Annotated in this window: 13 protein-coding genes; 2 read left to right on the top strand and 11 right to left on the bottom strand. The window is 31.3% G+C overall.

Going from position 1 to position 21,914, the window contains the following annotated elements; all coding sequences use genetic code 11:
• Positions 1-7: 7 nt before the first annotated feature.
• Both ACH5TW_RS10895 and ACH5TW_RS10890 read right to left on the bottom strand, forming a co-directional pair.
• A complete protein-coding gene (locus ACH5TW_RS10895; RefSeq protein WP_439336533.1) occupies positions 8-1,444 on the bottom strand; it encodes a DUF5689 domain-containing protein in 1,437 nt (478 codons plus the stop codon).
• Positions 1,445-1,456: 12 nt separating this feature from the next.
• A complete protein-coding gene (locus ACH5TW_RS10890; RefSeq protein ID WP_439336532.1) occupies positions 1,457-4,264 on the bottom strand; it encodes a carboxypeptidase-like regulatory domain-containing protein in 2,808 nt (935 codons plus the stop codon).
• A 122-nt stretch (positions 4,265-4,386) separates the two neighbouring features.
• Between ACH5TW_RS10890 and ACH5TW_RS10885 the strand changes: the two genes are divergently transcribed.
• Entirely contained in the window at positions 4,387-5,460 is a 1,074-nt protein-coding gene (locus tag ACH5TW_RS10885; protein WP_439336531.1) for an endonuclease/exonuclease/phosphatase family protein, read from the top strand.
• A gap of 19 nt (positions 5,461-5,479) precedes the next feature.
• Here the strand turns inward: ACH5TW_RS10885 and ACH5TW_RS10880 are convergent, their stop codons facing one another.
• Positions 5,480-5,914 carry a hypothetical protein gene (locus ACH5TW_RS10880; protein ID WP_439336530.1) on the bottom strand — a complete coding sequence of 145 codons (435 nt, stop codon included), beginning with the start codon at positions 5,912-5,914 and terminating at the stop codon, positions 5,480-5,482.
• A 270-nt stretch (positions 5,915-6,184) separates the two neighbouring features.
• On the opposite strand from ACH5TW_RS10880, the gene ACH5TW_RS10875 reads away from it, so the two are divergent.
• Positions 6,185-8,086 carry an endonuclease gene (locus ACH5TW_RS10875; protein ID WP_439336529.1) on the top strand — a complete coding sequence of 634 codons (1,902 nt, stop codon included), beginning with the start codon at positions 6,185-6,187 and terminating at the stop codon, positions 8,084-8,086.
• Positions 8,087-8,401: 315 nt separating this feature from the next.
• Here ACH5TW_RS10875 and ACH5TW_RS10870 read toward each other — a convergent pair whose 3' ends face one another.
• The 8 genes from ACH5TW_RS10870 to uvrC form a co-directional block, all read right to left on the bottom strand.
• Entirely contained in the window at positions 8,402-10,228 is a 1,827-nt protein-coding gene (locus tag ACH5TW_RS10870; protein WP_439336528.1) for a hypothetical protein, read from the bottom strand.
• Between the two features lie 10 nt (positions 10,229-10,238).
• Positions 10,239-12,788, bottom strand: coding sequence for a TonB-dependent receptor (locus tag ACH5TW_RS10865; RefSeq protein ID WP_439336527.1), 2,550 nt, complete (start codon positions 12,786-12,788; stop codon positions 10,239-10,241).
• A gap of 162 nt (positions 12,789-12,950) precedes the next feature.
• On the bottom strand, positions 12,951-14,567 hold the full coding sequence (gene pgi, locus ACH5TW_RS10860; RefSeq protein ID WP_439336526.1) for a glucose-6-phosphate isomerase: 1,617 nt from the start codon (positions 14,565-14,567) through the stop codon (positions 12,951-12,953).
• A gap of 3 nt (positions 14,568-14,570) precedes the next feature.
• On the bottom strand, positions 14,571-15,887 hold the full coding sequence (locus ACH5TW_RS10855; RefSeq protein WP_439336525.1) for a M23 family metallopeptidase: 1,317 nt from the start codon (positions 15,885-15,887) through the stop codon (positions 14,571-14,573).
• Positions 15,845-16,762 carry a tryptophan 2,3-dioxygenase family protein gene (locus ACH5TW_RS10850; RefSeq protein ID WP_439336524.1) on the bottom strand — a complete coding sequence of 306 codons (918 nt, stop codon included), beginning with the start codon at positions 16,760-16,762 and terminating at the stop codon, positions 15,845-15,847. The genes ACH5TW_RS10855 and ACH5TW_RS10850 overlap by 43 nt, the downstream gene beginning before the upstream one ends.
• 7 nt (positions 16,763-16,769) lie before the next feature.
• A complete protein-coding gene (locus ACH5TW_RS10845; protein WP_439336523.1) occupies positions 16,770-17,552 on the bottom strand; it encodes a DUF3108 domain-containing protein in 783 nt (260 codons plus the stop codon).
• A gap of 190 nt (positions 17,553-17,742) precedes the next feature.
• The gene (locus ACH5TW_RS10840) at positions 17,743-19,947 is read right to left on the bottom strand and encodes a patatin-like phospholipase family protein (RefSeq protein WP_439336522.1); all 2,205 of its coding nucleotides are present in this window, start codon (positions 19,945-19,947) and stop codon (positions 17,743-17,745) included.
• Between the two features lie 46 nt (positions 19,948-19,993).
• Entirely contained in the window at positions 19,994-21,787 is a 1,794-nt protein-coding gene (uvrC, locus tag ACH5TW_RS10835) for an excinuclease ABC subunit UvrC (RefSeq protein WP_439336521.1), read from the bottom strand.
• Positions 21,788-21,914: the final 127 nt, after the last annotated feature.

Raw genomic sequence — 21,914 nt, 5'->3', positions numbered from 1 at the left:
CTTATTATCATTCCACATAATCAACACTCACTTCATCCAACTCATAAACCCCATCAAAAGTATCTTGACCGCTACCTGTAAATTTAAAGGCTACATACATAATTCCCATAGCACAAGATAAATCAACCGTTCCAGAATTAAACCATGGTACAAACGAATCGGAATCTTTAACCACATAGGCATCAGAAAGCACACCCCAAGTTGCAGAGATAATATTTTCTTCGGTACCATCCCAATCTAACGAATACAAGACTTCCATAAAACTACTATCAGCTAAACTATTTGAAGTTTTAAAACGAAGAGTAACACTGTTATAAGTATCTAAATTAATGGCTGGCGTAATTAACCAACCTATGTTACTAGCATCACCAGAACTAGCCGATTGAAATCTTGCCGATCTTCCTAAAGACGCATTAGAACTTGTAGAGGAGAATCCTTCCCATGCTTCCCTTCCTGCTTCTATATAATTTGTCCAATCATCAATTGTTATAGGTTTATTGTTTTTTTGAGATTCAAAATCTTCATAAAACAAATTACTACTTCCTATACTTGATGCTAATCCGCAATTTAATTCCATAGGATCGCACCGTTCACTACTATCAAGATTTACATCTGTAACACTATTTACAATTATTACGTTAAAATCATCTCCAAAATCTCTACTAAAAACACCAGTAATAGATCCTTTCCCTTGCGGCACAATAACCGATTTAAAATCTGAAAACGTGCTAGTTTGCATAAGTATGAAAACTCCAGAATCGCAACTTTCTAGATTACGCAAGCCATCATATTCATCAATAGATTCGCTAGCATACGAAGCGCCTAATTCAAACCTATTAAGTTGCATATTGTCTAGTTGTATTAAAGTGTTTAAATCAGCATCCGTTAAATTTTCGGGACTTACTATTTTCGGAACTATAGTTGCCACCTCATTCGTTCTTATAACAATATCGCGATATTCGGCTGGTTGAATTTGTTTTACTTTAACGGCATCGCCTTTTCCTATGGTTATCACACCGTTTGTTTCACCAATGGTTAAACCTGCTAATTTGATATATACTTTTCTTCCAAATTCATAAGTATCAGACAAGCTACTCACATTAATATCGACCTTTAATCCTAATCTTGGATCGGCATCTGTACTGCTGCCATCTATTTTATTTTGAATAATCAATTCTTTAAAAAAGTTACCAGCAGCATCACTTGAAACTACGTAGCCTTCAATATAAATATCTTCATCGTCATAAATTCGAGCAATTAAATCGCCGTTATTTACAGCTTGCTTATATCGTTGATGAATAACTCTAAACGTGGTTAATTTATTACCTGGAATGCTTATATTTTCTGAATCACTGGGTGATGGAATATTATAATCGTCATCATTTACACAAGATGTTATCATTAAAATACCTAAAAAAATAAATAGTTTATATACCTGTTTCATACTCTTATCTTTTTAAAATCTCACATTCAAATTAAGGAAATAGGTTGCCCCACGTCCGTACCAATATTTAGATCCAAATACAGGTTTATCAAGTGCTTTATCATCTCGTAATTGTCTATAATTAGCATTCCGACCTTGTTCGAAACCACCTGTTTTGTAAACTTCATCTAACAAATTATTTACACTTGCAAAAAGGCCAATATAATAGCCACCAACGAGCCACGATTTACCTCCGGTTAAGTTTACAGACATATAATTATCAAAGGCTTCTTGTTTTAAAAGGTCTTTAGCAATGACTTCATCATAATCTATAAAAGGTTGTCCATCAACATCGGTATAAAAATTATTGGTTCGCGTTAACGGACTAATATCTATATATGTTTTATCGAAAAAATTAACTGTAGCACCAAACCACCAATAATCAGGATCACGATACTCGAATCCAACCGAATACGCTTGATGTGGTCCCACCGCTAACTTATAATCTTTTAAATATGATTTACCTAAATACACATTCTCGAATCTGTCTGAAGACAGATATAAATCGGGATTATTAGCATAAGTATATTGTCCGTAGGCCACCGCACCTTTTAATTTAATTGTAGTTGTAACTTGTGCTTCAATACCTAATTCGGCACCTAAATGGTTTTTATCAACGCCCTGCAAAATTTCTTGAATAAACTCAGTATCATCATTTCCAGATTGTTGTGTTCCCGACTCTGCAATAACATTTCCAATACCATCGGCGAAGAAAAATGAAATTTCGTTAGCGTCTTTCAACATTGTATAAAATCCTGTTAATTTTGCTTTTACAATAGCAGACCGATAAATATAACTCGCATCAAAAGACATGATTTTCTCTTCAGTAATATTTGGCACAATGTTATGATTAGATCTAGAATTTGAATAACTATTTCTAATGGAAGGCGCTTTGGTAATATATCCTGCATTTAAATCTATAATATGCTTTCCTGATATTTTATAGGTTGTTCCTGCTTTCAAACCCATTCCCAAAAAAGATAAACTTTCTCCTTTACCTAAAGAATTATTTGCAAACGATTCATTTTGAAACAAACCTTCTCTTTGATATTGTGTATTTGCAACATTAGCCGAAGCATAAAAATCAACTTTATTATATTTAAATTGTGCTTGTACATAGCCCGAAAAAACACTAGCAAACATATTGTAATTGTAACCATAGGTATCGCCTACTTGTGCAATAGCATTGGGTTTTTGTAAATCGTACTGAATACCATCAAAACTATCGACATTTAAAAAGCCTGTACCTCCTAGTAAATCTAAAACCTCTGCATAATTTTCAGATTTTAAAGTTTTATAATTCAACGCAGCATTAAATAATAGATGCTCATTAATATCATTTTTATAAACCGTATTTATTGATAGTTGTTTATCATCTACTCTATCTTCATACAACATGTATGTGGCATTTCTTCCTAAGGATGTATTAATTGCATTAGCTTCATATAATTGTTGCCAATTAAGTTGTCCGTTATTTAAAAATTCTTGTTGCGCTTGGTATGCAAAACCTAAATCGTTTGGAAAATTTCGTTCAAAATAACTTGGTAGTTTTTGGTAATAACTAGGGCTTGGATTTGTGCCGCCACTTTCAAAAGTATCTTGCCCATCGTTTGTAGTAACTAGATTCGCACCACCATAAGCCAATCGGCTATTTCCAAATTTCCCAAATTGATAACCAATGTTTGTATTTAATGATGCTTTTGAATTGATGTTCCAATAATGATTTAGCATCATAATAGGCTCAATGACTTCTTTAATACGTGAATTTCGTTTTTCACCATTTTGATAGCCCCAATATTCATTATACTTAATGCCTTTTAAATCGTAAACTTCTTGTGTATTGGCAGATGATTTCCCGCGTCTGTTAGGTGCATAAATCCCTGTAAAACTTAAACTGTGTTTCTCATTGAATTTCTTTTCCGCGGAAGCGAAAAATGAATTAGAATCGTAAAGTGTCGCATCTTGATAACCTTCATTTCCCCAACGGCGACCTAAAGACAGCGTGTATGCCCAACCACTTTTTAAAAGCCCTGAGGCATAAGTTGCAATAAGTCTGTTTGAATAACTTCTGTTTGAAGATGAATAGGTAATACGTCCGCCAGATCTCATTTGAGAAGCTCTTGTATTCATATTATTTGTTCCTAAAAGTCCTCCAAAATTATAGTTTGATGGCGTTAACCCCGTGGTTAATTCTTGATTACGCAAAACATCATTCATACCGCCCCAATTACTCCATTGCGGGCGACCGTTATATATTTTGTTCATTTCAATACCATTAATTAAAACAGAACTATTATCTGAATCTAAACCTCGAACCCTGAAAAAAGAGGAGCTAAACTCGAAGGCTGCAGTGCGTTGAAAAACATCTAAAGATGATGAAAGTAAACCAGAAATATTACCGTAACCACTTTCGTCTCCATCTAATTCATCATCAGATAATGTAATAGTAAACACATCTTTAGAAGACGTGTCAAGATCTAAAGTCATATCCGTAATATTGACTATTTCACCTTCATTTACAATAATTGGATATCGTTTTGTAAGGTATCCTAGCTTAGAAATTTTCAGAACTTGTTCTCCCAAAGGCAAATTTTCAATAAACTGAAACGTACCTAGTTCATTGGTTAATTGTATTTGTTTAGTAGCTTCAATAGTAATTGTAACATTTGAGATAGGTTGAAAAGAATCGCCATCAATAACACTCCCTTTTATTAAGGTTTGTTGTGAACTAGCAATAGTTGTAAACTGCCAAAAAAACAAAAAGAACAAAAGTTTATTCATACTAAATTCAAACACAAATTGTTTTAAAAACAACTACAAAAGTAAGAAATTTATATTAAATAAATATTTTTGAAATAAATTTTGTATTATAGAGACTACAAATAAAGTAATATCTTGTTAATATGAATTGTATTAAACCATATGTTTTCCTTATCTTTTTATGTGTAATTATTAGCATAAATGCACAAGAAAAAAGATTCAAAATCCATACCATAGCATTCTATAATTTAGAAAACTTATTTGATACCATAAACGACCCAAATAAATTTGATGAGTACAGTCCAATGATGGAACTTAAAACAGGTAGAAGTGAGGTTTACAAAAAGAAAGTAAAGAATATGGCGCGTGTTATATCTGAAATTGGATTAGATATAACGAATAACGCTCCTGCTATAATTGGGGTTTCAGAAATTGAAAACAGACAAGTTTTAAATGATTTAGTGAACGATTCATTATTATTAGCTAAAAATTATAGCATTGTTCATTTTGATTCTCCAGATGCTAGAGGTATTGATGTAGCTTTACTATATCAGCAAAAATTGTTCACCCCCATTTCAACTAGTAAACATGAATTAAGAATTTATGATAGTGAAACTAGAAAACGAATTTACACCAGAGATCAATTATTAGTTAGCGGAAACTTAGATGGTGAACTAATTCATGTTATTGTTAACCATTGGCCCTCGCGTCGTGGTGGTGAAGTACGAAGCAGAGCAAAACGTGTTGCTGCTGCTAAAGTTAGTAAACATTTAGTCGATTCGCTTCAGGTAATAAACCCATACGCTAAAGTTTTTATTATGGGAGATTTAAACGACAACCCAACAAATAAAAGTGTAAAAGATATTTTAAAAGCTAAAAAAGACAGAAAAAAAGTGGGATTAAAAGGCATTTATAATCCTTTTGAAAGGATTTTTAAAGATGGTGTTGGAACAACAGCTTATAGAGATTCATGGAGCTTATTCGATCAAATTATGTTTACCAAACCATTACTAGAGAAAGATTATTCGTCTTTTAGATATTATAAAGCCGGGATCTATAACAAAAATTACTTAATTACTAATAATGGGAAATACAAAGGCTATCCTCACAGAAGTTGGTCTAATGGCGGTTTTGATAATGGTTTTAGCGACCATTTTCCTGTTTATACTTATATAATAAAGGAAGTCCCTTTATTCTCAAATAACAAAGAAAACTAATGCTTAAATAGTTTCGAAATTACATCCAAGTACTCCAAGGAATTCTAGACAACAATAACACTAAAGCAATTGTGTAAGAAACAGCAATGGTTTTTAATTTTGCATTAGATGTTAATTTATTTTTATGTTTAGAGTAACCAATAGTTATTAATGCTACTGCAATAATATTTACAAACGGATGTTCAACAAGGTATAATCTTGCAATAGAATTACTCATAACGCCACCTCCTAGCTCACTCCATAATTCAAATCGAGGTGAGACAAAATAAAGTATCAAACCAATTAGTAATTGAATATGAGACACTATTAAAGTGAACAATGATATTCTGAAATCTTTTGCTTCGTATTCTTTATCTCCTAAAGTTTTAATTAAAGCATTTGCAACAGCTATAATTAAAATAAAAAGCACCAAATATGCCCAATATGAATGAATTGATAATATAATTTCGTACATATATAACCTTTTTTTAATTAGAATAACAAATGTAATAATTAAAAGTATAAAAAAACCGCTTCGATTGAAGCGGTTTTAAAATTCATTATAAAGTTGCAAAATTATTCTTATACTTTTTATAGCTTAATTACTATTTAAAATAAAATCACATATAAACACAGGCTAATATTATATTAAAAGGTATAAATAATTAAAATAATTAATTAATTTAAAGATATAAACAATAAATTTGTAACAACTACATAGTCTAATTAACTTAAGATTCATTTCATGAAAAACCTATTCATTTATGCACTCATATTTTTATGCACAATTTCTTCTTTTAGTCAAATTCAATCTTATTATAATGGCCTCGATTTGACAAACACAGGTGAAGATTTGTTTATAGAATTATCAACTAGAGTAAAATCGACTCATATATCAATTCCTTACACATCTTCAGCCACTGATACTTGGGATGTTTTAAAGCAAGCGGAAGAAGACCCAAATAATCCTTCTAATGTATTATTGATTTATGGTTTTGATGATACAGATGGCGATTATAAAACAGATAGAACAAGATTAAAATCTGAGACTGACACTGGAGGAGGTGTTCCAGGTAAATGGAATAGAGAACATATTTTCGCCAAGTCTCTAGCAAAACCTGTTTTAGTAACTGATGATCCAGGTCCAGGAACAGATGTACACAATTTAAGACCAGCTGATTCAGAATGGAACTCTCTACGTAGTAATCGTAAGTTTGCAGATGGAAATGGGGATTCTAAAATTATAGCAGGCAATGGAGGTTGGTATCCTGGTGATGAATGGAAAGGAGATGTTGCACGTGCTATTATGTACATGTATTTACGGTACAATGGTGATGGATCTAAGACTTCTGAAACACAATGTTTACCAAAAGACATAGGTTATGGAAATATACTATCTGCAGACATAAATATGATAGATTTATTTTTAAAATGGAATGCTGAAGACCCTGTCTCAGGTTTTGAAGACCAACATAACCCTGTTGCAGAAGGAATTCAAGGTAATAGAAATCCTTTTATTGATAATCCTTATTTAGCTACACTTATTTGGGGAGGTTTAATTGCTGAAGATCGTTGGAATTTAAATGATAATTCAGATACAGAAGCTCCAAGTATTCCTCAAAACTTAATAGCAACAACTATTAAAGATGATGAAATTGAAATTAGCTGGGATACTTCTACAGATAATGTTAATGTCATTGATTATTTAATTTATTTAGATGGTGTGTATTTACAGTCGACATCATCAACTTCTAGTTTAATTGAAAATTTAACCGCAAACACAACATATCAAATTACTATTAAAGCTAGAGACAATTCTTCTAACTTGTCTGCTGCCAGTGAGATTTTAAATACTACAACCTTACAAGGACCAATAGTTTTATTTTCAGAAGATTTTGAAAACTGTAATGATTTAAATTTCATTACATATAGTGAAAGCAGTACTAAAGATTGGGCGTGTAGCCCACAATATGGAGAGAATAATTCAGGTTCTATTGGGATTAATGGCTACCAACAGGTAACTTTAAGTAAAGACTGGCTAATCACATCTAGTCCAATTGATTTTGATACAAGTTCTGGAGAAAAATTGAGTTTTTATACTGATGCCGCTTACGGGACATCTACATTAGAATTGGTGTATTCATCAGATTATGATAATACCGATAGTCCTGAAAAATCGACTTGGATAGCTGTACCAAATGTTACAATTCCTTTACATTCTGATGGTTCTGGAACCGAGGAAGTGTATACCTTTGAAGATATAGATATTAGCGAAATTATTGGTTCTGTTTACTTTGCATTTAAATACTATTCAAACAACGAGCCTACTCGTTGGACTGTTGATAGTTTTGAAATTATAGCTGGCAGTTTACTTGGTATTGATGATTTAAATACTGAAAATCTTAGAGTAAAAGCCTACCCAAACCCAAGCAATGGTAGTTTTAGCATTTCAGTTCCTCAAACCGAAAAAGTAGTAACTATTGAATTATACTCTATACAATCACAGTTAATTTCTAAAAAAACATACAACGTTGAAAACGGAAAGGTAGAAATGGATATACAAGATGAACCAGCTGGCTTATACATAGTTAAAGTGAATTCAAAAAACAAACGTAATAATGCCACTCTTAAACTAGTAAAAGGATAAAACTATTTCTAGTATGTTAATACTGCTAAAATATAAAAAAGCCCATTTGTTACAAATGGGCTTTTTTAATTAATTAAACAGAATAAAAGTAAATTAAAGCTTAACATTCAAAAAGTATTCAACTACTACTAAGAATATGGTACAACATAATCAAATAGGTATTATATTTTTTTAAGATTTATAAATTTAGTCTACTTACTAAAAATTAGTTTAACCTAGAACTGAATTATTATTTAGTTTAAAATAAATAATTACAATATAAATAAAAAGACCGTCTTAAAGACGGTCTTTTCTATTGTTTAATAGAATTGTAAATTATTCATTAACAACCCACTCACCACCAGTTTTAATAAGACTGAAATTCTCAACCCCACTACTTCCGTTATAAATATCTACAGAAACGATATATTTTTGGCCTTCAGCAGCACTAGGGTCTAAACTATCTAGTACAACTCCAATACCAGTAATCATCTGATCATCTGTCCAGCCAGAATTACCTCCTGTTCTATTAAAGTTTCCAAAATTTGATAAATTTCCAGCAGCATTTTCAAAACCAGATACGTTTAGTAAAGTTTCTCCAACCAAAGTATAATCATCTGATGTAAAAGTATACCTAATAGTATTATCTGGTACCCAAACCCCTGATTCTAAACCAAACTGAAGTTTTGAGTCAATTGTTGATTCATAAGCAACCCATTCTCCTTCTATTTTTGTGTATAAATTACCTCTTGTCTGTGCTCCACTTGAGCTAGATACATAACCATAAATTACATTTAATGCTTCACCTTCTAATGCATATGGAAATTTAATATTTAAAAATGTTGGTAAATAATTATCTGGTTGCGTGGAACTTCCAAAAGTTTCAATACCCATAGAGGCAAAATCTTCATCATTTACTAAGTAAACCCCATCAGTAGCTATTTCCCATACGTCCTCTGTAAAAGTATAAATTACTTTATTAGAGGTTTTATTTCCAACTATCTCATCTTCTAATACATCATTGGTCATAATTGCCGACCATGTATTTGCTACACGAATACCATCTATTAGAGCAGTTGGTCCACCACCACCTTGACGAATTCCGATTCTATTTGCTGTGTTACCAGCAACACCTGTGTTTGTTGCTTCTGGTGTTGTAGGTTCTGTAGCTTCTGGTGCAGTTAAAACATATAAATTTGATGTGCCTGTAGCCGTATCATAAGTTGAAACTATTAAGTAAGTTGTATTTAAGTCAAAAGGAGTAGCACCATATGATAATGAACTTGAGCTTGCCCCTATACCAAATAAAATATTTCCAGACCCATCACTTTTAGCTCCAACTCTTGCAGAATAACTGAAACTACCATCTTCTTCCATTAAATGGAAAAAATAAGTTCCATCACCAACTTCACTTAAATTTATTAAAGCACTCGCGTAAACTGTTCCAGTAGATATTATTGATGTAAGCGAAGTATTAACATCTTCAGAACCTGAACTAGATATAGCTAAAGCGCCTCCTAAATTAGTACTAGGATAATCTGCCATAGATAAACTTGTAGTTGCAAACATTAATTGGTTAGAAGCTCCTGAGTGATTTGTCCAACTTCCCCCCGAAATAGTTGTTAAGTCTCCTGCTGCAGCTCCATAATCAAAATTTTCTTCAAGAGAAACAGTTGGAGTAACGGTATATGCACTTCCTGTAAATTGAAAATATGAAGCAGCAACATAATCGCCTTCTTTAGGAGAACTATAATTATTACTAAGAATATCAGCAATATAATCTTCTGGTGTTGCATCAGATTGAAAACCTAATAAATCACTTCCACTTAAAGCATAATCTTCTTGCTTTAAGCTATAATCTCTTAACCAAAATGCATTACCAATATATAATCTAAAATCCACAGTTACAGACGACCCATTACTTAAATATGGATATAATTTAGATAAATAATCTGGTAACATTGATTTAGCATCATCTTCTGAACTAAAACTGCCAAATGATAAATCTAATTCATCATAGTCATCATCACTAAGTGTTAATTCAACTTCTTCAACAACACCTGGATTATTAGCATTAGCGTCATCATAAATATCTTCTAGAGGATTACAACCAACAATGATTGTTCCTAATAAAACTGTATATAAATAAAATATTTTTTTCATTGCTCTTTTTTTAAAAATTTACTTTTAATCCTACACTATAGGTTCTACCTGCTCCAAAATACACTAAAGCAGTTCCTGCAGTTCCATCTACATCATTTGCATCTGACACATATTCTGTATTAAACACATTATTAATTTTACCATTTAATACAGCTTCAAATGAACCTATATTAAATACATGGCTTATACCAGCATCAAATAAGCCATATTCAGGAACCTCCCATGTATCTGGAAGACCTTCTGTACCTCTATTTGTAACTTGATAAGAAGCAAACATATCTCCTGCATAGTTATAATCTACATAAAGATTTGATTTTTTAGCAAATTTATAATTTGCTCCTAAAGCAAACGTGGTTTGTGCAGCATCACCAACTTTTAAATCTTTTGCAAAAACATCAACTTCTCCTACAGGTGTGCCATCCTGAGTTCTTACTATAGCAGACACATTGCTTTTCCATTGCCAATCTCCTAAAGAAGCCATCCCTGTAAAAGATAATTTATCTGAAAATTTATATCTAAAATCAATTTCTACTCCTTGGTGCAAAGCATCCATACCAAGTAAGTTATATAAAACCCTTTCATCTCCAGGATTTGCGCCTGGTAAAGATCCATTTATCCCTTTATCTAACCAACTAGTACGATAAAGATTAACATTGGCAGAAAATTTTTCACTTCTATATCCATAACCTAATTCTACACTAAATACTTTTTCGTTTTCAGCCTCTTCATTAACATCTAATAAATCATCATCCTGAAACGCAACACCGTCTAAAAATGGTGCTTTAGAAAAATACCCAACATTAACAAATACATTATTATTAATATCTAGGTTATAGTTACCACCACCTTTAACTCCAAATCCAAAAAAGTTAACATCGTCTGATTTCCTATCATTAAGTGGAATATCAGAGTTCATAAATTCCTCTTTTTTATAATTGGTATTAGAAATATCTGCAGCCATAAATAAATTTAAAGACTCATTAACTTGATACTCTGCCTGACCAAAAATACCTGATCTTAAAACAATACCATCATAATCTTTATTATAACGATCTCCAACTCTTAAAGGCTTACCAAAAGCAAAAGTATCACTCTCATTATCTAAGAAAAATTGTCCACCTAATAAATCTTCTACTTCATACCAGTGATGTCCAATATAAGAACGCGCATCTAAACCTCCTGAAATAGTTAACTTATCATTAATTCTGTTTTTATAAGTAGATAATATACCATACCATTCATGTGAGTTTCTTGAAGCAGAAATTATATCTGTAGAACCAGCAGCGCCATTTGCAATATTTTCCGCTACAATTCTATCAAAATCTATAGGTTGTAATCCTGAACTTCCTGTTCTATAATCATCAGAACCAATTTTAGAACCTTCATCTCTACGTCCACCACCAGAACCAAATGACGCATATAAAGCTGTTGATAAAACTGAACTATCATTAATATTCCATAAATGATTTAATGAAATTTGAGGTTTATGATAAAAATTATAAGATTGATGATACACCTCTCCATTTTTATAACCCCAATCTTTATTAGCCTTTTGTGGTCCAGAATCTGTATCTAACAATTCAGAAATTGTAGAACGATTGAAACGTTGACCATGAGTTTGTTGTGCTCCAAATGCAGTAAATGTTAATCTGTGACTTTCATTTATTTGCTGTGCTAAACTTATAAAGTAATTGTAACCTGAAAATTCACCCCCATCTATATATCCATCTCCGGAAATTTTTGAAGCACTAACCGTAGCTGCAAAACCTTTATCTGATAATCCAGTAGAATATGTCATTCCATATTTTAAGTAGCCATCATTTGCAATCCCAGTAAAAAAGTTACCACCTTCTTCTGCATCAGTACTTTTGGTTAAAATATTTATTGTACCACCTATAGAAGGCACTGCTACTTTTGAAGCACCCAAACCTCTTTGTACTTGCATTGAAGAAGTAACATCTCCTAATCCTGCCCAGTTAGACCAATAAACACGTCCGTTTTCCATATCATTAACAGGAACTCCGTTAATCATTACAGCTACATTTTCAGAACTAAAACCTCTCAAAGAAACTCTACCGTCACCATAACCTCCACCAGCTCTAGTTGCATAAACCCCTGGAGTTGCTTTTAATATTTCAGGAAATTCTTGTGTACTTAACTTTAAAGAGATGTCTGCTGCTTTAATAGTAGAAACTGCAACTGGAGTTTTTCGATCTACAGCCACAGATGCAATAATTTGAATTTCTTCTAAACCAACTTGACTAGATTCAAGTTCTATATTACCCATAGCTTTATCTCCTGAAAAAGAAATAGTTTTAGAAGTGTAACCTATGTAAGTAATTACAATTTCTCCTGAGCTAGATTGTGTCTTTATAGAAAAGTTGCCATCAAAATCGGTTACAACACCATTTGATGTCCCTTTTTCAACAACATTGGCTCCTGGTAAAGACATGTTCGTTCCAGCTTCTATAATAGTACCTGATATAGTACTTTGAGCCATTAATACTGTAGAAAACAAAAATCCTACAGTCAACATTAAAAAATGCGTAGTTTTTTTCATAATTAATTATTTGAAATTAGTCAGGACAAAAATACGCAGAATTAAAGTATTTATATTATCCAATTGTTAAGAAAATTAACAATTGTTAATAAAAAAAAGGTGATAGTAATTTAATTACTATCACCTTTTTTTGGTTTTTAATGAGAATTATTTTGAGATTATCTAAAATCGCTTATAATAATTCAACAAATTATGAGTTGATGAATCATGTTCATTTTCCACGCTATTGTTAAATTCGTGTAAAATTTTATTAGCTAATTGCTTACCTAATTCTACACCAAATTGATCATAACTAAAGATATTCCAAATAATGCCTTGAACAAATATTTTATGCTCATACAGAGCTATTAATTCACCTAAACTTTTTGGTGATAACCTGTTAATAAATATAGTATTTGTTGGTTTATTACCTTGAAATACTTTAAAAGGTGTTAAATCTTTACTAGCTCCTTCTGCAATAACCTCTTCTTTAGACTTACCATTTAACAATGCTTCTGTTTGCGCAAAGAAATTTGACATTAATTTATCTTGATGATCTTGGTTACCATGCAATGACTTAGCAAAACCAATAAAATCGGCAGGAATTAATTTAGTTCCTTGATGGATTAATTGAAAAAAAGCATGTTGCGAATTAGTTCCTGGCTCTCCCCAAATAATGGTTCCAGTTTGATAATCTATAGGATTACCGTTTCTATCAACGCTTTTACCATTACTCTCCATGATTCCTTGCTGTAAATAGGTTGCAAACTGATTTAAATATTGAGAATAAGGAATAATTGCTTCGCTTTCAGCCTTAAAAAAGTTATTATACCAAACACTTATTAATGCTAAAACTACTGGTATGTTACTTTTAAATTCTTCATTTTTAAAATGGTCATCCATTTTGTTAGCTCCTATTAATAAGCTATCAAAATTATTATAACCTACAGCTAAACTAATACTTAAACCTACAGCACTCCAAAGTGAAAAACGGCCACCTACCCAATCCCACATTGGAAAAATATTGTTTTCATCTACTCCAAAAGCTTTAACATTTGCTATATTAGTTGATACTGCTACAAAATGCTTTGCAATAGCTTCTTCTGAAGCCGATTGTAAAAACCAGTCTTTTAATGTATTCGCATTAGAAAGCGTTTCTTGTGTAGTAAATGTTTTTGAAACCACGACAAAAAGCGTTGTTTCTGGATCTAATTTTTTGATAACTTCATTAACATGGTCGCCATCTACATTACTAACAAAGTGCGTTGTTAAGTGATTTTTATAATATTGAAGTGAATCTACAACCATTGCGGGCCCTAAATCAGAACCTCCAATACCAATATTAACAACATCGGTAAACGCTTTACCTGTAAAACCTTTTCTTTCACCATTAACAACCTCATTAGTAAATGCTTCTATTTTCTGCTTTACTTGATAAATCTCTGGCATAACATTAACACCATCAACAGTAAAATCTGAATTCTTAGGCGCGCGTAATGCAGTATGCAAAACCGCTCTTCCTTCAGTTTCATTAATTATTTCACCTGAAAACTGACTTTTAATAGCATCTTTTAACTTAACCTCATCGGCTAATTCAATTAAAAGCATTAATGTTTCTTCTGTAATTCTATTTTTTGAAAAATCCACATAGAAATCTTCCCATTTAATTGTAAACTTATTTGCTCGCTCTTTATCTTGATCAAACAAATCTTTCATATGAACATCTTTTACTGTATTAAAATGTTCTTGAAGTTTTTTCCAGGCTTCAGTTGTTGTAGGGTTTATATTTGGTAAGGCCATAAACTAATGATTAAATGTGACTAAATTATTATTTAATGTTTCTTCTTCTAATTTAGGTTCATCAAAAGGAATAGCATCCAATTGAGTTTTTATAGGTTGTATAAAATCTAAATATTTTACTTTCAATGAATCTGAAATAGGTTTCGCTTCTGGTAATTTTTGTTTAAATGGATCGACCTGTCTACCATTTTTCCAAAAACGATAGCATACATGCGGCCCACCGGTATTTCCTGTCATACCTACCCAACCTATTACATCTCCTTGTTTTACAAACTGACCTACTTTAACATTACGCTTTTTCATATGTAAGTATTGAGTTTCGTAAGTAGCGTTATGCCTAATTTTTACATAATTCCCATTACCTCCAGTATAACTAGATTTTGTAACGGTACCATTGGCAGTTGCCATTATAGGCGTTCCTATATCTGCCGCAAAATCAGTTCCTTTATGTGGGCGCACTTTATATCCATAAACTGCAATTCTTCTTTTTAAATTATATCTAGATGATATTCGTTTAAATTTTACTGGCGCTTTTAAAAAGGCACGACGTAAATTTTTAGCTTCATTATTAAAATAATCAACAATACCTTTTACAGAATCTGTTTGAAATCGAAATGCATAAAAGACCTCTTTATTATGTTCAAAAAGTACAGCTTTTACTTCATGAACACCAGCATAAATACTGTCATCAATGTATTTGTCAGAGTAAATAACTTTAAAGCGATCTCCAGGCTGAAGACGTCTAAAATCAATAGTCCAAGCATATATTTCATCAGCTAATTTATTAGTTAACACAGCACTTACACCTTTTTCGTCTAAAGTTTGAGAAATACTACTATTAATAACGCCTGATAATTCTTTTTGAACATATTTTATAGGCTTACTTCTATTGTATGCATGAATAGAATCTTTAAAATTAATAACGACATACTCTATCTTGTTTTTTTGATAAATAAAAGATTCTGGAAGTTCTAATGAATCTTTAGAACATAATAATGTATACGGTTTACCAACTTGAAGGCGTCTAATATCAAAACTATCTTTGGCTTTTTCGGCAATATGAAATATTTTAGGATATCCAATTTTATTTCTTTCAAGAATCTCACCAAAACTATCACCTTTTCTTATAGTATCTCTTTTAACCACATAATCACTTAATTTAAAGCCAAATTCATATAATTCTTTAGGTTTTTCAGCAACCGCTATGTCTTCTTCAACTAAATTAGATGTTGAATCGTCTTTACAGCTAATAAATAATAATGCTAATAGTGGTAATATTAAATATCTGTTCCCCAATCTTCTATTTCTTGCTTTGTCCATAACTCTGGAAAAAATATTCTCTTTTGATATTTTGGATGCATGTATTTTACCCATTCACTTCCTCCTGTTGCTTCGGCAGTTTTTCCGCCAATATTTAAATAATGATTTGCTGTATTGTAATGTGCCATAACCCATTTTATATTAACGGTATAATCGTAATGGCGCATGGCATCAACTAAGTCTTTGTTTTCTCTTGCTTCTTTTGGAAGCGCTTTAAATTTAGAATACAAATTATTAGTTTTATAAAATTTCGCAAATCTAATAAATTCGTCTTTATATCTCTCTTCAAAAACTGTTAATGTATAGCTTTTATTGCCTGTAGCATAATCTTTTCCTGCAGCTTGCCAATACAAATGCTCAAACGCATTTTCACAAGATGAATTTTCATCAAAATCATCTCTAAACCTTTTATCTATAAGATTAAATAATTCAGTTGAGGCAAACTCTACTTTTCTATATTGCGCACTTTGAAATCCGCTTGCCGGTGTTAGTGTAGTTCTAAACTTATTATAATCGTCTATATCCATACCATCTTTCATAATACTAAAAGACGATGTAAGCATATCGAAATATCGACTAATACGCATTAATTTTGAAGTAAAAAGGTCTGCATCAACCTCATTGGTTTTTGCTACCTGATCTATTTCCCAAAGTATCATTTTAAATAAAAGTTCATTTATTTGATGATACATGATGAAAACCATTTCATCTTTAAAAACTGTACGCTGTACTTGAAGATTTAACAACGCATCTGTTTGAATATAATCCCAATAGTTTATAGGCTTACTATTTAATAAACCTTCAAGATAATCTTCAGAATCTTGACCTATGGCTTCGTATTTTTCTTTAAGTTGGTTTTCTATTTTAGACTTCAAAATTCATTTAATTATCTACAACAATTCTAAAAGGATGTTTAAGCCCTTTAAAAGCCTCAAGATCTGCTCTTAAAGAACCAACAGCTAAATCGGCTTTGATTCGTAAAGGTAATTTATTTTTGTCTTTTGAAACCCAAAGCGTCAAACTTTCTTCTTCTTTAAAAACACGACCTGCCATAACATACGGTCTAAATTTTAATGACTTAATATCTCCAAACTGAGTACTTATGGTTTCTTCACCTAAATATTTAAGTTTAAATCCGTAATTTTCTTCATCAAAAAACATATCGATACGTACTTCATCACCAATTTTTAAATTACTTGTGTCTAAGTTATTACGTAAATAATAAAATGTAGATACCATATCTTGAATATTAGGCTTGGTATCTATTACCGATTTTTTATTATGCTTCTTATCATTAACGTAAGCCTTATTATTTTCTTGATCGAAATCTATTTCTAAATCTTTAGTATGCCCACCTTCATCAATATTTCTAACAAACTTATATGGCATATTGGTTTTTTTATCAAAATAGCTCTCATACCTATCTTTTACTTTAAAAAACCATTTTATCATACCTGTAGTCCAGCCTTTACCCACTACATGATATACATCTTTATCTCCAAGTTTAGAATCTTTAACGGTAAGTGTTGCATTTCCGGCTTTCATCCAGCCGCTATAGCTCATTTTAAATTTAAACCATTCGCCATCTCCATACGCAGATTCTTGCTGTGAAAAAGACATTTGTATGGTAAAAATGACTATTATTATAAGTAGTATATTCTTCATTTGTTATGGGTCGTTGACATGTAACTTCTTAAGTTTACATTTATTGTTTATAAGTAAGAAATTACAATTACTATTCCAAAAATATAAAAATTCTTAAGACATCATGTTTATATAAGAAGTTCTTAACGTTAATTTGTTACAAAAACCATCATTTTAATTTAAATAAAGTTAAGAATAATACTGAAAACATTTAAAACCAAAACCCTATATTAAAGAACCAAATACTTTGCTTTTGTTCTGGCGAGTAACTATATTTTACTTGAACAGGACCAACTAAAGTTTCCATAGCATAGCCTAAGCTATAACCTCGATAATCTGGAAGCGTAAACCATTCCCCTGTCTCAAAAAGATCATCTTCTATATTTGCCCAATTTCCTTCTAAAGTTATATGGTGTTTTTTATAAATCTCATAGTCTGCACTAAAAGATGCTTTAACATAACTATCTCCAGTAAGGGAAATAAAATCATACCCCAAAAATGGGATAAAATTATTTATTAAATTATTACCATAACCTCCTAGAGCAAAATCTAATGATTTGGTCGATTTTTCTCCAAATTTAAAACCGCCACTACTTCCTATATTAAAGGCTAGTTTATCAGATACACTAAAGGCATATCCTAAATCTGCTTTTACAATTGCAAAATTGTCAAAATCTTTATTAAAGCTAGAAGCATAATAATAGTTATGAACATCGCCATTAAAACACACACCACTTTTAGGAAAATACTTATTATCGTAAGTATCTAATTTTAAATTCGCAAAAACACTTAAATAACTTGTTTTTTCAAATATAAAATCATCATTCGGATTGGTTACTGAAAGCGTTTCCGATTTCACCTCCAACCGTTTATGTTCTAACCCCAAACTTAATGCAAAATCCTTTCTAAACAATGTTTGCAGGTAAAACTGATTGGTTTGATCTTGTATATTTGCATCAATTTTATTTAATCCGGTAGTAATTATTTCAGAATCTTCTAGAAATAACTGGGCACTTATATTCTTATTAAATGTATTATATCTGGACCTTAAGCCTATACTCCAATAAAAACCTTTATCTATTAAATACTCAAAATTATATCTAACATGATCTCCTAAAATAAAGTCTAATGAAGCCACATCATTATCAAATAATAAACGTTTTTGAGTAACATTAATTAAGGCTGCACTTTTATATAAATCGTCAAAATGTATCCCTAATTTTAAAAACGTTGTGTTTTTTGTTTCTTTTAATTTTGCAATTAAATGATATCTTTCATCATCCTTATTCTTAATTAATTTATATTGAAATGAATCAAAATTATTAGTCGCTACAAGGTTATCTATTCCTTTTCCAAAATCATTATAACTTATTTTTTCATTAGCTTTTAATTTCAACTTTCCTAAAACATAAGCCCTTGTATAGTTTTTTATTCCTTCAAAGTAAAAAGAACTTATAGAGAGGCTATCTTGAGCTTTCATCATTACATGTGCATTTTCATTAGTATTAAAAAAAGGTTTTAATATTTCATATTTTAAAATAGCAGCTTCTCTTCCTTTTTCAATAATTTTTGAACCTTCATCAAAAGATACCACGGAGTAGTCTTTAATATCTGGTTTTATATAAATATCGGTTTGTTTTGCTTTAGTCTCCATAGACTTTATGGTTCTAAAGTTATTTATTTGGATTAAAACATCTGGCGCTGATGTTAACTCGTCTCTATTTAACAACCCATCTTGCACATCTACTCCAATAATAATATCCATTCCTTTTGCTCGTAACTCATCAATAGGATAATTATTTACTACACCTCCATCTATTAACACTTGACCATTAATATTAACGGGTTGAAAAACCGACGGTAGTGCGCTACTTGCCAAAATAGATTGCGTTAAATCGCCTTTATCTAACAACACTTGCTTACCTGTTTCTACATTAGTTGCTATACAGAAAAACGGAATAGGCAACGCATCAAAACTATCAATATCGTTAATAGGCAATAACAATCTAGAAAGTAGGCTATAGGTATTTTGACCTCTTGACAACGCCGAAGGTAACTTAACTTTAAAATGATCGAACGGTAGTGTTAATGCATATTTTTCAGAATTATCGCGTTCATGAAATGCTTTTGAAGCTCTTGGCAAATCATCATTCATAATTTTATCAAAATCTACTTCTTTAAAAATAGAATCGAGTTCTTTTCCAGAATAGCCAGAAGCATACAAGGCTCCTAAAACAGCACCCATACTTGTACCTGCTATATAATCAACCTTTACGCCTAAACTATCAATAACCTTTAACACACCTATATGCGCCAATCCTTTTGCGCCACCACCACTTAATACTAAACCAACTTTTTGGGTATTCTTTTGTGTTTCATTTTGCGCTTTCGCGGAAAGAGAAACGATTATAAACAAGACTAATATGATGGTTTTAAAGTTCAAAATTTTTTTTTATTCTATATTACTTCTCATGAAAATAATTATAAACTTTCTCAGCACGAGACACACCAACAACAGATTCCAACTCATCTAATTTTGCATTAGCAACACGTTTTGCCGACTTAAAATGTTTCAATAAATCTACAATAGTTTTTTCACCTATTCCAGAAATAGTTTCAAGTTCTGTATTTAAAGCCCCTTTACTACGCTTATTCCTATGATGCTCTATACCAAAGCGGTGCGCTTCATTTCTTAAAAACTGTATCACTTTTAAGGTTTCACTCTTCTTATCTAAATATAAAGGAATTGGATCGTTTGGATAGAATAATTCTTCTAAACGTTTTGCAATACCTATAATGGCTATTTTTCCTCTTAAATTTAAAGCATCTAAACTTTTTAATGCTGATGACAATTGCCCTTTTCCTCCATCAATAATAATAAGTTGCGGCAATGGTTGCTCTTCATCTAACAAACGTTTATAACGCCGATACACCACTTCTTCCATAGAAGCAAAATCGTCTGGCCCTACAACTGTTTTTATATTAAAATGACGGTAATCTTTTTTACTTGGTTTCCCGTTTTTAAACACTACGCATGCTGCAACCGGATTCGTTCCTTGAATATTAGAATTATCAAAACATTCTATATGTCTTGGTTCTTCATGAAGGCGTAAATCTGTTTTCATTTGCGCCATAATACGATTGGCATGCCTATCTGGATCTACAATTTTTATTTGCTTGAAACGATCCATTCTAAAATACTTCGCATTACGAATCGATAAATCTAAAATATGTTTTTTATCACCTAATTTAGGAATGGTTACTTTAAGAGCTTCTCCTAAATTAACTTTAAAAGGCACATAAATTTCTTTTGAATTAGAATTAAATCGTTGCCTAATTTCTGTTATAGCTAATTCTAATAATTCCAAATCGGTTTCGTCTAATTTCTTTTTTATCTCTAAGGTATGAGAACGAATGATAGATCCGTATGATAGTTGTAAAAAATTAACGTAACCATAACTTTCGTCACTAACTATAGAAAACACATCTACATTGCTAATTTTTGGGTTTACAATGGTCGATTTTGCTTGGTAGTTTTCTAAAACTTCAATCTTTTCTTTTATTTTTTGAGCTTCTTCAAACTGCATGTTTTCAGCAAAACTTTTCATTCGAAGTTTAAACAAACTTAAAGAATCTTTAAAATTTCCTTTTAAAATTTCTTTTATAGCTTTAATGTTTTCGTTGTAAGCTACTTCTGTTTCCAAACCTTCACAAGCACCTTTACAGTTTCCTAAATGATATTCTAAGCATACTTTATACTTACCAGCATCCACTTTTTCTTGAGCCAGATGATAATTACACGTTCGTAAACTATACAAGCCTTTTATTAAATCTAACAGTACATGCACGGTTTTTCCGCTGGTATATGGTCCAAAATATTCGCTACCATCTTTAAAAACACGTCGCGTAGAAAACACTCTTGGGAAACGCTCTTTTTTTATACAAATCCAAGGGTATGACTTGTCGTCTTTAAGTAGTACATTATATCGAGGCTTATGCTTTTTTATTAAATTATTTTCAAGTAAAAGCGCATCTGTTTCTGTATCAACAACTATATGCTTAATGTCGGCTATTTTTGTTACTAATACGCGGGTTTTACCATTATCATGCGTTTTAGTAAAATAAGAACTTACCCGTTTCTTTAAATTTTTAGCCTTTCCTACATAAATAATAGTGCCTTCTTTATCATAATATTGATAAACTCCAGGTTGATTTGGTAGTGTTTTTAGTTGTATTTGTAAATCGGGAGTATCCATTAAATCAAAGGTAATTATTTTAATTTTTTATTGCTGAAATACTACTTATATAAATGTGTTAAACTTTTAAATAATTTGATTTTTGAATTGACAAATTCACTACATTTCGCCACGTTTTATAAAACCT

The organism is Thalassobellus sediminis, from assembly GCF_044386045.1.
GTDB lineage: Bacteria > Bacteroidota > Bacteroidia > Flavobacteriales > Flavobacteriaceae > Thalassobellus > Thalassobellus sediminis.
The sequence above is the reverse complement of the archived record's forward strand: the minus strand, read 5'-3'. Positions and strand labels throughout refer to the sequence as shown.